Origin of the sequence: Asaia sp. VD9 (assembly GCF_037150015.1) — a bacterium.
Classification (GTDB): Bacteria; Pseudomonadota; Alphaproteobacteria; order Acetobacterales; family Acetobacteraceae; genus Asaia.
Genome location: NZ_JBBCQM010000009.1, coordinates 24,964 through 36,618, shown reverse-complemented (window position 1 = coordinate 36,618; position 11,655 = coordinate 24,964). Strand labels below are relative to the sequence as shown.

The following is an 11,655-nucleotide window of genomic DNA, read 5'->3' as shown; positions in this document are numbered from 1 at the left end:
GAGAGGAGGTCTTTATGGCCCCCTTTGTCCGACCTGTTGGACTGGCGTGATCCTCAGGACTTGAGGCGCTTGCCCTGTCAGAGTCAGGCCTGACGGTTTTCCAGCAGGGAACGACGTATACGACGACCGCGAGAGATGGTCTCGACGATGGTGTGCTCGTCGCCGTCGCGTATGGCCTGTGCCATGGCGGCGGCATCCTGACTGAACCGGTCGAGCACACTGAGTAGTGCATCGCTGTTGTTCAGGAAGATATCGCGCCACATCGTCGGATCGGATGCCGCGATACGGGTGAAATCGCGGAAGCCGGAGGCGGCGAAGTCCAGCACCTCGGAGCGCATATCCTCGGCAAGCGTATCTGCCGTGCCGCAGATAGTGAAGGCGATCAGATGGGGCAGATGGCTGACCATCGCACAGATCGTGTCGTGGTGATCCACATCCATGACACGGATACGCGCACCCATGGCGCGCCAGAACGCTGAGACGCGTTCAATCTGATCCTGCTGGATGCCGGGTTCGGGGGTCAACAGGCACCAGCGGTCCTCGAAGAGCGTGGCGAACCCCGCATCCGGGCCAGAATGCTCGGTACCCGCCATGGGATGGGCAGGAATATAGCTGATATCGTTGCGCAGATGCGGGGTAAGGGCATCGACCACGCTCCGACGTGTGGAGCCGACATCGGTCAGAATGGCTCCCGGCTTCATATGGGGCATGATCGCTTCGGCGACAGGCGCGATGGCCCCAACCGGGACGCAAAGCATCACGCAATCTGCCTCACCGACAGCCGCAACCAGATCATCGGTGACGATATCACCTAGATCGAGGCAACGCACACGTTCCAGTACGGCTGGATCACGGTCGGAGACGACCAGGCGCTCGACCAGGCCCGGTTGCGCGCGCAGGCGTCGCAGGACGGAGGAGCCGATCAATCCAGGGCCAATGACGCATAAGGTGCCGAAAAGGCGATGGGTCATGACATTTCGCTCCGCGACGAGGCGTCGCTGTAATCGAGAGAGGGGGCAGCGGCCTCCTGCTTCGACGAACGCAAGCGCCGCATTTCCGAAATCTGCCACAACGCCATGACTGGAATGCCGATGGCGATATCACGGCCACGGCGCAGCAGTGACAAGCCGAGCGAGATTTCAGCCTCGATCCCGAAGAAATAGCCCAAAGCGACATAGGCGGCTTCCTGCACGCCCAGAGCGGCCGGAACCAGAAAGGAGGCGGACATCAGGCCACAGACCACGCCCTCGATGGCGATTGCCCCCATGAAGCCGATATGGGCGCCCAGCAGTTCGAGTGAAAGCCAGGTAACGCCCGCCCCGCCGATCCAGCACGCCAGATGGATCAGCGCACCGGCTGCTATACGCCCGGGACGTGCCCAAAGCAGGTCGAGCTCAGCCTGGAAATTATCCATGTTATCGATGAGGGAGTTGCGCCAGCCTTCGGCGATGTGACGCCCCAGAAAACGTGCAGCATGGTGAATGGCAGCACCGCCGCGTTGCTGGGTCCAGATAAATCCGGCGATGCCGATAGCCAGCAGCCCCATTCCGCCAAGAACCGGCCAGGTGAACTTGTTCGTCCCCGTATGATCGAACAGGCAGGCGAGAGCGACGATGACGAAGACGATCTGGCCCAGAACCTCGGTTGTGATATCCACGATATTGGTAGCGACAGCCGCAGGCCATTGAAGCGGGCCGAGTTTGCGGGTCAAGGTCGGGATACTGCATGTGGCGCGTATACCGATGACCATGCCGCCGAGCTGGGAAAAGGGCAGGCAGTTGCCCGCCGCGTCGCGGACGGCGCGTGAGGCGATAGCGCGGAACAGCCCGATCTTCGGGCAGGCGCAGAACCACGAAACACCGAGCCCGATATCGACCAGCACCTGACCGCCGACAATGGCGAGGAAGCCACCGATCCCGATGCGTTGCATTGCGCTGAAGACATGGCCGATCCCGAGCCACGCCATGATTCCCGTCAGAAGCGCGAGGCCCATGAGGGTGAGAATGAGAGTGAGGGTTTTCAAGGCCAGTCTGATCCGAACGACGCAGGGGTTGCGATGGCGCATCGCCCTGTCGGGAAGGGGACGAACGATGCTTCTGCGGCATTGCGAGAATATGTCGCGCTGTCGAGTGTTTGCGGCTGTCTACACCAGACAGTCCGGTTTCGCTACTCCAAGGCTGAATATGACGAAAAAGCCATCACCGGCAGGTTGCTTGTCCTTGCGCGGGCGGTATGGTGCGTTATCGATTTACAATTAATGAAAGCACCAAGGCGTATCATGAGTGAATACACGCTGATTACCGGTGCAACCGGCTTTGTTGGCTCGGCTGTGGCGCGTATTCTCAAGCAGCGCGGACACAAGATCAGGCTGATGGTGCGTGCTGGTGCCGATCTCTCCAACCTCGAAGGGCTCGACGCCGATCTCGTCATCGGTGATCTGACAGCACCCGAGAGCTTTGCACCGGCCCTCGAGAATTGCCGCTATCTGTTCCATGTGGCTGCCGATTACCGCCTCTGGGTGCCTGACCCGGCGGTCATGATGCGGGCCAATGTGGAGGGGACGCGCCGGCTCATGATGGCGGCCCTAGAGGCCGGGGTGGAGCGTGTCGTCTATTGTTCATCGGTCGCTGCACTGGGGCTGACGAAGGACGGGACGCCCGCCAATGAGGGTACGCCCGTTACCGAGCATGACGTGATCGGCGTTTACAAACTGTCGAAATACCGAGCTGAGCAGGAAGTCCTGCGGCTGGTGAGAGAGAATGGCCTGCCTGCAGTCATCGTCAATCCCTCCACACCGGTCGGGCCGCGCGATATCAAGCCAACCCCTACGGGGCAGATGATTGTCGATGTGGCCTCTGGCAACATGCCAGCCTATGTCGATAGCGGGCTGAACATTGTCCACGTGGATGACGTCGCCGAGGGGCATGCGCTGGCGCTCGAGAAAGGGATCATCGGCGAGAAATACATCCTGGGCGGCGAGAACTACATGCTGGGAGATCTCTTCGCGTTGATTGGCGAGGTGGCCTGCGTCAAGCCCCCGCGCATCAAGCTGAAGCAATCCTGGCTTCAGCCCGTGGCCATCGTCTCAGAATGGATGGCGCGCGGTTTCGGCATCGAGCCACGCGTCACGCGCGAGACGCTGGCTATGTCCAGGAAGATGATGTTTTTCACCTCTCTCAAGGCGCAGGAGCAGCTTGGTTACGCACCGAGACCTGCGCGTGAGGCTGTGGCCGATGCGGTCACCTGGTTTCGCGAACATGGGCGGATCGCCACGAAATGATCAGGAATGTAATGGCAGCCTCGGCATTGGCAGCCTGGGGCAAATTGCTTTTCGCTCATGGCCGCTTCTGGCGCACCGGGACGCGCCTCACGGCGGCGGCGGCTCCGGAGCAAGCGCTCTGGCCAGATGTTGCCGTGATTGTCCCCGCCCGTGACGAGGCGGAGTCGATCCAGTCCTGTGTGGCGACACTGCTGCAGCAGGATTATCCGGGAAAGCTGAGCGTGGTCGTGGTTGACGATGGCAGCACGGACGGAACTGGCGCTCTCGCCCGCGATGTGCCTGATCCGCACGGGCGCCTCACGGTCCTGACCGGTCGGGAACGCCCGCCTGAATGGAGCGGCAAGCTCTGGGCCGTGCATCAGGGGGAACAGGTCGCGCTCGACAAGATTGGCCCTGAGGGATTCATCTTGCTCACCGATGCGGACATTCTTCACTCGGCGCTTCACCTGCAGACTCTCGTTGAGAAGGCCTTGCGTGACGGGCTCGACATGGTGTCGGAAATGGTGGTGCTGAATTGCGAAAGCGCCGCAGAGCGTCTGCTTGTGCCTGCTTTCGTCTATTTCTTTGCCATGCTCTATCCGTTCGACAAGGTGAATGACCCGACCTCTGCCGTGGCCGGTGCAGCAGGGGGGACCATCCTCGTGCGTCGTACCATGCTCGAGCGTATCGGCGGTATCGAATCGGTGCGCGGTGCGCTGATCGATGACTGTTCCCTGGCGAGCAATATCAAGCAGGCGGGGGGAAGGCTCTATCTGGGCCACAGCACGCTTGCATGGTCGATCAGGCCCTATCGCGGCGCGGCGGAGATCTGGCGCATGATCGCCCGCACCGCTTATGTGCAGTTGCGCTACTCGCCTGTGATCCTGCTTTGCACCATTCTCGGCATGGCACTGGTCTGGCTTGCCCCGTTGTATTTTGCCTTGTTCGGGCGCGGACGAGTGCGGGTCATGGGGGGAGCGTCCATGCTCCTGTGCATTCTCTCGTTTCTCCCCACGCTATCGCGCTTCAAGCTATCGCCTTTGCGCGCGCTTACTCTGCCGGTGGTGGCCGCCTTCTATATGGCAGCCACGATCGGCTCCGCTGTCGATCATCATCGCGGCCGCGGGGTCCAGTGGAAAAGTCGTTTCTACACCGAGGAGACTCACGCCTGATGACTGCTGTGAGCAAGACTGTCGATCCTGTCTGGGGTGAACACGATGTGACATCGGCCAAGGGAGCCTCGGACGAGAATTTCCCTGTCGGATCGCTGCTTTTCGCGAGGACCAATCGCGCGCATGTCTCGGCCTACTACAATTTCGCCCGCGTCATCGACGATATGGTCGATAACGCGCAGCTATCCCCTGAAGCGAAGATCGCGCGGCTTCGCGGGATGGAAGCGGTCATCCGTGGGGAGGCCGAGGCTCCTCATCGAGCCGATGCCCAGACTGCCGTTATCCTGCGTCGTCATCTGCTTCAAACAGGTGTGCCGCTGGAGACTGCGACTGACCTGATCACGGCTTTCTGTCAGGATGCGGTCAAGAACCGCTATCGGAACTGGGACGAATTGCTGGGGTATTGCCGTTTCTCGGCCAATCCGGTCGGCCGCTTTTTGCTGCTCTTGCATGGCGAGCGCGCCGAAACACTGCCTCTGTCGGATGCGCTCTGTAGCGCGCTGCAGGTGATCAATCACCTGCAGGATGTCACCTCCGATCTGAGGACTCTCGATCGTTCCTATCTTCCGCAGGACATGCTCCAGGCGGAGGGGGCAAAGGTCGAAGACGTTCTCCTCGCGCGGAGCAAACCCGGCCTACGCCGCGTTCTTGACCATTTGCTGGACGAGGTCGACCATCTTAATCGCCAGGCCGTTCACTTGCCGGGACTGGTGCGCGATCGTCGCATGCGGGCCTATTGTGCGGTTGTCGTGGCGCTTTCTCACAGCCTCGCCGCCCGTTTGCGTCGCGAGGACCCGGTGGCCGGGCGGGTCAAGTTGGGGCGTGGGGACGCTGTGTTCGCGCTGTTACGAGGGGGCAAGGCCCTGATTGGCTGAGCCGCGTTCATAACGGTTTCGTCCCGCCCTATAGACTGGCGCTTGATCCTCTAAGCCTCATCGTCGTGAGAGGTTATCGCGGAGTGGTAGCCTTTTAAAAAGAGTCATGGGGCCGAGAGCCCCATGACCAGTGAAGTTCAGGCCAGGATCTGATCGAGAGCGGCGCAGAAGGCTTCCATATCTTTCATGGAGCCGACGCTGACGCGCGACATGGTGGGCCAGATATCCCAGTTACGACCGATTTCCACCTTCTTGGCAGCAAAGGCTGTCTTCATCTGCGAGGCAGGCTTCTTCCAGTCCACGAGGAACATATTGGCCTGGCTGCCGGGCACGATACGGATATTGCGCTTGGCGAGATGGTCGAAGGTCATGCTGCGCGCAGCGATCATCTCGTCACGGCGGGCCTTGATGGCATCGGTCTGGGTCAGACTCACGGCGCCTGCGGCGAGGGCTACGATGTTCAGCATCGAGATCATGTTCGGGCCGTCATAGCGCATCATGCGCTTGTGCAGGTCCGGACGGGCGAAGGAAAGACCAAGGCGCAGGCCAGCCATGGCGAACATCTTGGAGAAGGTGCGCAGAACGATGACGTCCTTGCCCTGCTTGACCAAGGAGATCGCGCTCGGAGCGCCCGAGAAGTGGATATACGCCTCATCGACAATGATGACCGAGCCAGCGGGCTTGTTGTCAGCCAGCCAGGCGATGTCTTCCAGCGGGGTGACGGTGCCTGTCGGGTTGTTGGGCGAGCAGATGTAGTAGGCGCCCGCATTCGGGTCAGCCTTGAGCATGGCCCGCACGTCTGTGGCGTAGCCGTTATGGGCCGAGAGCGGCACGCGGGTGAGCTTGATCTTCATCCAGTCGGCGGTGCGCCAGGCGGCTTCGTAGGTCGGGTTGGCCGTGACCAGTCCACGTTCGGGTGAGCAGAAGGTCACGACCGAACGACAGAGAGGATCGCTGGAGCCGGGCCACGGAAGGATGTGCTCTTCAGAGATGTTCTCGACCGAGGAGGCTGTGCGCAGGAGGGTGGAGCGCAGATGATCGGGCTCGTAGCGGTTGCCGAAAGGCACCTGCGCCTGGCCGGCGGTGACAGCGCTCGGGAAGGGACCGGTCCAGCATTCATTGCTGCCGATGCGCACCATATCGGGATGACCCACGAACGGATCATCACCAGGCGCCTTGATGGCGGCGAAGGCTGATGAGCCGAACTGGGTCAGGGCAGCGCTCATGCCGAGCAGCGTGGTCAGGCGACCGAAATGGCGACGTGAATACCCACGTTCCAGCAGGTCTTCCTTGGCTTCCTGTGTGAGGGGCGCGGTCATGAGCGTGTCTCCGGTGGATCAGATACCGGCAAGGAAAAGGCCATTCGTTTCGCTTGTCAAATCATTTTCGAAACGGAATTGCGCTCGAACCCTCAGTATTCATTCTTCTCGCCTTTCAGGGGGATCGACGTCGGAAGATTATTGCCGCCCGCATAGGTGAGGATGAGAATCGTAGGCGTGTCGCCCGACACGCCGCGATGGGCGTCGTCGACGCTTTCAGCAAATGCCTCGCCCTGGTGAAAGACGTGACTTGCGCCGCTTGCCTTGTCCTGGATGGTGAGCTGGCCAGAGAGGACGTATCCCGCATTCGGAACGGGGTGGGTATGCCAGGGCAGGGCCGTGTGCGGCGGAATGGTCAAGCGGATCATGCTCAGCGTAGGAGGGCCGGGCGGATAATTCGCATAGGGCTTGCCATTCCAGGAGCGGTCGGCCTTGAGCAGATGATCGGCGTGGGCGGAGGCGGTTTGCTGGGCGTGGGCAACGGAGGACGTCAGGGGCACGAGGCTCATGGAGGCCGCTACGGAAAGTGCGACGCATGCTGCGCTTTTCCCCCGGCGAGGCGGCCAGGGCGCGATAAGGGGCGGAAGTGTCGCGAGAAGCGTCCGAACCGTATAGTGTTTCGGCTTTTGCATTGGGGCGGCAGGGGCAACAGGGCGCATGGTCCATCTCCGTTGGGTAGAGGCATCGGGAACGGAACGCAGGTCGGCCGGAACGGATTTTGCTGTTTGATTTTTTGCGGGTAAAAGGCCCTGCACTTCGATGGTGCCGCGCTGGAACGACGCGGCATTCGGACAAATCTGGCTGGGACAAGGCCGCGCGGCCGAGGCGCCGCGCCAGAGGACACAGGGATGAAGCGGTGAGCGGGTTTCAACAGGAAGCGGTGCTGGGCTGTTCTTCGGCCGATCTGGAGCATGTCCGCTCGATCGTGACCCGTGCCGGAACGTCTTTTGCCAAAGGAATGAAGATCCTGCCTGCCGAGCGGCGCTATGGCATGTTTGCCGTGTATGCGTTTTGCCGGGAAGTGGATGACATCGCCGATGGCGATGTGCAGGTACCCGATCGGGATCTGGCCCTCAAGGAGTGGCATGAGCGTCTCGACCGGCTGTTTGAGGGCACCACGCAGGATGCGCTTGACCGGGTTCTGGTCGCCACCATCACGCGCTTTTCCCTCCGCAAGGCGGATTTTGCCGCCGTGATCGACGGGATGGCGATGGATGCTGCCGGTCCGATCGTGGCGCCAGATGAGGCCACGCTCGATCTGTATTGTGACCGGGTTGCTTCTGCCGTCGGGCGTCTCTCGGTACGGGTCTTTGGTGATTCCTCAGCAGAAGCCGATCGCGTGGCGTATCATCTGGGTCGGGCTTTGCAACTGACCAATATTCTGCGCGATCTGCAGGAGGATGCCGATCGGGGGCGTCTGTACCTGCCGCGTGAATTGCTGCAGCGCTACAATGTGCCGCTGGATCCACAGGAAGCGCTTTATGCGCTGGGTCTCGACCCGCTTGCCCGCATCCTGGCGGTGCGGGCTGCCGATCATTTTCGGGAGGCACGCCGTGCCATGCAGAAATGCGATTCGGTTGCCATGCGACCGGCACGCATGATGGCGGCTTCCTACCGGCCTGTTCTCACGGCGATGCTGCGTCGTGGCTGGCGCCATCCCGAAACCCCGGTGAAGGTCAGCAAGGCTGCGCGCGCATTGCGTTCCCTGCTTGCCTATTATGGCTGAACCATGACGCATGTTCACATCATCGGCGGTGGGCTCGCCGGGCTATCTGCGGCGGTCGATGTCATCGGTCGAGCCGGTGTCACGATTTATGAGGCAGGCCCGGCCTGCGGCGGGCGTGCACGCTCCTATTACGACAAGGCGTTAGGAGCACGGATCGATAACGGCAATCATCTGCTGCTCTCGGCCAACAAGGCGACATTCCGGTATCTGGGGCTGATCGGGGCGGAGAAAACCCTGACCGGGCCGGGAGCGCCCCTCTTTCCCTGGTTCGATCTCTCCGCCAATCTGGGCTGGACATTGAAGCTCTCGAAGGGGCGTGTGCCCTTCTGGGCATTTGCCAGGAATCGCCGTGTGCCTGGCATGAAACTGTCAGAGCTGGCCATGCTCGGGCGTATTCTGAAGGCAGGGCCGGATGCTACGGTCAGCGAATATCTGGGCGATGGCATGATGAGCCAGAGATTGCTCGAGCCATTTGCGATTTCGGCTCTCAATACGCCTGTTAAGACCGCAAGCGCTGCCCTTCTGGGCGCGATCATGCGCGAGACACTCGCTCTGGGCGGGGCCGCCTGCTGCCCTTGGTATCCGGCAGAGGGCCTCTCGGAGAGCTTTGTAGACCCTGCGATTGCGCATATCATGCGGCTTCAGGGCGAAGTGCGCTGCGGTACGCGCGTGTCGGGGGTGGATGTCACCCAGGGGCGCGTCACCGGGCTGCGGATCGGCAATGAGACGATCGCGCTTGGACCTGAAGACAAGGTGGTGTTTGCAGCCCCCTCGCCCGTGGCACGGACAGTGCTGGAGGCTCATCTGCCAGGGTTCGAAGCGCCCGATGCGTATGAAAGCATCATCAACGTCCATTATCGCCTGCCGGGGCCGGTTCAGGCGCGCGGCATGCTCAACAAGGTCGGGTTTGTCGGTCTCGTGGGCGGGGTAGCAGAATGGGTGTATCTCAAGGGCGAAATTCTTTCCGTGACTGTCAGCGCGGCAAATCGCTATGCTGATCGCGATAATGACGAACTGATCGCGACGATCTGGTCGGAAATCCGTCAGGCCGTCGGGCCGGTGCTGGTCGAAACCCTGCCGGTTGCCGTGCCGCCTGTGCGTCTGGTCTGTGAAAAACGGGCGACCTTTGCCGCGACCCCGGCACAGGATCGCCTGCGACCGCAGGCCCGGACAGCGCTGGAGAATCTGGCCCTGGCCGGGGACTGGACCCAGACGGGTTTCCCCTCGACCATTGAGGGGGCGATCCGTTCTGGTTCAGAGGCCATCAGGGCTCTGGGCCTCTGACAACGAAACCGAACTGCAAAAAGGACAAGGGCGGGCAATGTTGATCTATTCCGACGTTCTGGAGCGTCACGAAGCCGAAATTCCGGCCGAGGCGGATATGGGCCAGGTGCGTCAGGCTATCGATTCTGCCCATGCCGCGCTGTCCGACAGGCAGAATGACGATGGACATTGGGTTTTCGAGCTCGAAGCCGATGCCACCATCCCGGCCGAATACGTGCTGCTCGAGCATTATCTCGACCGGATCGATGACGCCAAGCAGGCGCGTATTGGCGTCTATCTGCGCCGTACCCAGGGGTCTCATGGTGGCTGGGCGCTTTATCATGATGGCGGCTTCGATCTCTCTGCTTCCGTGAAGGCGTATTTCGCCCTGAAGGCGATCGGGGATGATATCAACGCCCCGCATATGCAGCGCGCCCGCGAGGCCATTCTCGACCGTGGCGGTGCCGCGCGGGCCAATGTCTTTACCCGCATTCAGATGGCATTGTTTGGTGAGGTTCCCTGGCGCGCGACGCCGGTCATGCCGGTCGAACTGATGCTGATGCCCAAGGCGGCCCTGTTCTCGATGTGGAACATGTCCTACTGGTCACGCAGCGTCGTGGCACCCATGCTGGTCCTCCGGACCCTCGAGCCGCGCGCCATCAATCCGCGCAACATCCATATCCAGGAACTGTTCGTCACCCCGCCTGAAGAGGTGAAGGATTGGATTCGCGGACCCTACCGGTCGATCTGGGGTCATGTGTTCAAGAAGGTCGATACGGTGCTGCGCCCCATTGAGCCGCGCTTCCCCGCAGCGCTGCGTAAGAAGGCTGTCAAGGCCGCTCTCGACTTCATCGAGCCCCGTCTGGGCGAGGGCGGGCTGGGAGCGATCTATCCTGCCATGGCCAATGTCGTGATGATGTATCGCGGTATGGGCGTTCCGGATAACGACCCGCGCGTGGAACTGGCCTGGAAGGGCATTCAGGATCTGCTCGTCACCAATGGCGACGAAACCTATTGCCAGCCTTGTGTGTCGCCGGTCTGGGATACGGGTCTTTCCGGGCTTGCCATGGCTGAGGCGGCGTCGGGTCCGGATGCGACACGCCCGAAGGAAACGAGAGAAAAGCTCCAGCGCAGCATGGACTGGCTGCGCAAACGGCAGATTCTGAACGTGAAGGGAGACTGGGCGATCAACTGCCCGGATGTCCGTCCAGGCGGATGGGCCTTCCAATATGAAAACGACTACTATCCCGATGTCGATGATACGGCCGTTGTGGGCATGCTGCTCAATCGCGAGGATCCTGACGGCAACAAGGAAGCAATTTCCCGCGCCCGTGAATGGATCGTGGGAATGCAGAGCACGAATGGCGGCTGGGGTGCGTTCGATATCGATAACGATCTCGATGCGCTGAACCATATTCCGTTTGCTGATCATGGCGCGCTGCTCGACCCTCCCACCGCCGATGTCTCGGCCCGTTGCGTGTCCTTCCTGTGCGAACTGGGGTTTCCTGAGGATCGCCCGGTGATCGAGCGTGGCCTCGATTATCTGCGTCGCGAGCAGGAGCCGGAAGGATGCTGGTTTGGCCGTTGGGGCACCAACTACATCTACGGTACCTGGTCGGTTCTCTGCGCTCTCAATATCGCCGGTGTGCCGCATGATGATCCTGCCGTGCTGCGTGCTGTGGAATGGCTCGAGAGCGTCCAGCGTGAAGACGGTGGCTGGGGTGAGGATTGTGCCTCTTACGAGGGGGCCACACCGGGGGAGTATGACAAGAGCCTGCCGACTCAGACAGCCTGGGCCGTTTTGGGGCTGATGGCAGTCGGGCGTCGCGAGACACCGGTCGTCAAGCGCGGCGTGTCCTATCTCGTTGCGCAGCAGAATGGTCAAGGTGAGTGGGAAGAACAGCCCTATAATGCGGTCGGTTTCCCCAAGGTCTTTTATCTGCGTTATCACGGCTACAAGCAGTTCTTCCCTCTCATGGCCTTGTCGCGTTTCCGCAATCTCGGGTTGAGCAATTCCGGTCGGGTCGAGCACGGTTTCTGA

General features: G+C 61.2%; 10 protein-coding genes. 6 read left to right on the top strand and 4 right to left on the bottom strand.

The window, feature by feature from the left end; translation table 11 throughout:
* Positions 1-83 precede the first annotated feature (83 nt).
* Both WFJ47_RS11655 and WFJ47_RS11650 read right to left on the bottom strand, forming a co-directional pair.
* Positions 84-971: a prephenate dehydrogenase/arogenate dehydrogenase family protein gene (locus tag WFJ47_RS11655; protein WP_336763167.1), complete on the bottom strand. Its 888-nt coding sequence runs from the start codon at positions 969-971 to the stop codon at positions 84-86.
* The gene (locus WFJ47_RS11650) at positions 968-2,023 is read right to left on the bottom strand and encodes a lysylphosphatidylglycerol synthase domain-containing protein (protein WP_336763165.1); all 1,056 of its coding nucleotides are present in this window, start codon (positions 2,021-2,023) and stop codon (positions 968-970) included. The genes WFJ47_RS11655 and WFJ47_RS11650 overlap by 4 nt, the downstream gene beginning before the upstream one ends.
* A 255-nt stretch (positions 2,024-2,278) precedes the next feature.
* On the opposite strand from WFJ47_RS11650, the gene hpnA reads away from it, so the two are divergent.
* From hpnA to hpnC, 3 genes are read left to right on the top strand one after another with little or no spacing between them, the layout of a single operon-like run.
* Entirely contained in the window at positions 2,279-3,280 is a 1,002-nt protein-coding gene (gene hpnA, locus WFJ47_RS11645) for a hopanoid-associated sugar epimerase (RefSeq protein ID WP_336763163.1), read from the top strand.
* The gene (locus tag WFJ47_RS11640) at positions 3,277-4,431 is read left to right on the top strand and encodes a glycosyltransferase (protein ID WP_336763161.1); all 1,155 of its coding nucleotides are present in this window, start codon (positions 3,277-3,279) and stop codon (positions 4,429-4,431) included. The genes hpnA and WFJ47_RS11640 overlap by 4 nt, the downstream gene beginning before the upstream one ends.
* Positions 4,431-5,306 (top strand): squalene synthase HpnC, encoded by an 876-nt coding sequence (hpnC, locus tag WFJ47_RS11635; RefSeq protein WP_336763159.1) that lies wholly within the window; start codon positions 4,431-4,433, stop codon positions 5,304-5,306. Before WFJ47_RS11640 ends, hpnC begins: the two co-directional genes overlap by 1 nt.
* Positions 5,307-5,443: 137 nt before the next feature.
* Here hpnC and WFJ47_RS11630 read toward each other — a convergent pair whose 3' ends face one another.
* Together WFJ47_RS11630 and WFJ47_RS11625 are read right to left on the bottom strand one after the other, a co-directional pair.
* On the bottom strand, positions 5,444-6,625 hold the full coding sequence (locus tag WFJ47_RS11630; protein ID WP_336763157.1) for a pyridoxal phosphate-dependent aminotransferase: 1,182 nt from the start codon (positions 6,623-6,625) through the stop codon (positions 5,444-5,446).
* A 92-nt stretch (positions 6,626-6,717) separates the two neighbouring features.
* Positions 6,718-7,134 carry a cupin domain-containing protein gene (locus WFJ47_RS11625; RefSeq protein WP_127103462.1) on the bottom strand — a complete coding sequence of 139 codons (417 nt, stop codon included), beginning with the start codon at positions 7,132-7,134 and terminating at the stop codon, positions 6,718-6,720.
* A gap of 347 nt (positions 7,135-7,481) precedes the next feature.
* Between WFJ47_RS11625 and hpnD the strand changes: the two genes are divergently transcribed.
* The 3 genes from hpnD to shc all read left to right on the top strand — a co-directional run bounded on the left by hpnD (position 7,482) and on the right by shc (position 11,655).
* Complete coding sequence (gene hpnD / locus WFJ47_RS11620; RefSeq protein WP_336763155.1) at positions 7,482-8,351, top strand: presqualene diphosphate synthase HpnD; 870 nt, start codon at positions 7,482-7,484, stop codon at positions 8,349-8,351.
* Between the two features lie 3 nt (positions 8,352-8,354).
* On the top strand, positions 8,355-9,635 hold the full coding sequence (gene hpnE / locus WFJ47_RS11615) for a hydroxysqualene dehydroxylase HpnE (protein WP_336763154.1): 1,281 nt from the start codon (positions 8,355-8,357) through the stop codon (positions 9,633-9,635).
* Between the two features lie 97 nt (positions 9,636-9,732).
* Positions 9,733-11,655, top strand: coding sequence for a squalene--hopene cyclase (shc, locus tag WFJ47_RS11610; protein WP_233582214.1), 1,923 nt, complete (start codon positions 9,733-9,735; stop codon positions 11,653-11,655).

Excerpts from the sequence above, each read along its gene's own strand:
- WFJ47_RS11655 (WP_336763167.1), bottom strand. The coding sequence starts at position 971 with ATGACCCATCGCCTTTTCGGCACCTTATGCGTCATTGGCCCTGGATTG.
- hpnA (WP_336763163.1), top strand. The coding sequence starts at position 2,279 with ATGAGTGAATACACGCTGATTACCGGTGCAACCGGCTTTGTTGGCTCG.
- WFJ47_RS11640 (WP_336763161.1), top strand. The coding sequence starts at position 3,277 with ATGATCAGGAATGTAATGGCAGCCTCGGCATTGGCAGCCTGGGGCAAA.
- hpnC (WP_336763159.1), top strand. The coding sequence starts at position 4,431 with ATGACTGCTGTGAGCAAGACTGTCGATCCTGTCTGGGGTGAACACGAT.
- WFJ47_RS11630 (WP_336763157.1), bottom strand. The coding sequence starts at position 6,625 with ATGACCGCGCCCCTCACACAGGAAGCCAAGGAAGACCTGCTGGAACGT.
- WFJ47_RS11625 (WP_127103462.1), bottom strand. The coding sequence starts at position 7,134 with ATGAGCCTCGTGCCCCTGACGTCCTCCGTTGCCCACGCCCAGCAAACC.
- hpnE (WP_336763154.1), top strand. The coding sequence starts at position 8,355 with ATGACGCATGTTCACATCATCGGCGGTGGGCTCGCCGGGCTATCTGCG.
- shc (WP_233582214.1), top strand. The coding sequence starts at position 9,733 with ATGGGCCAGGTGCGTCAGGCTATCGATTCTGCCCATGCCGCGCTGTCC.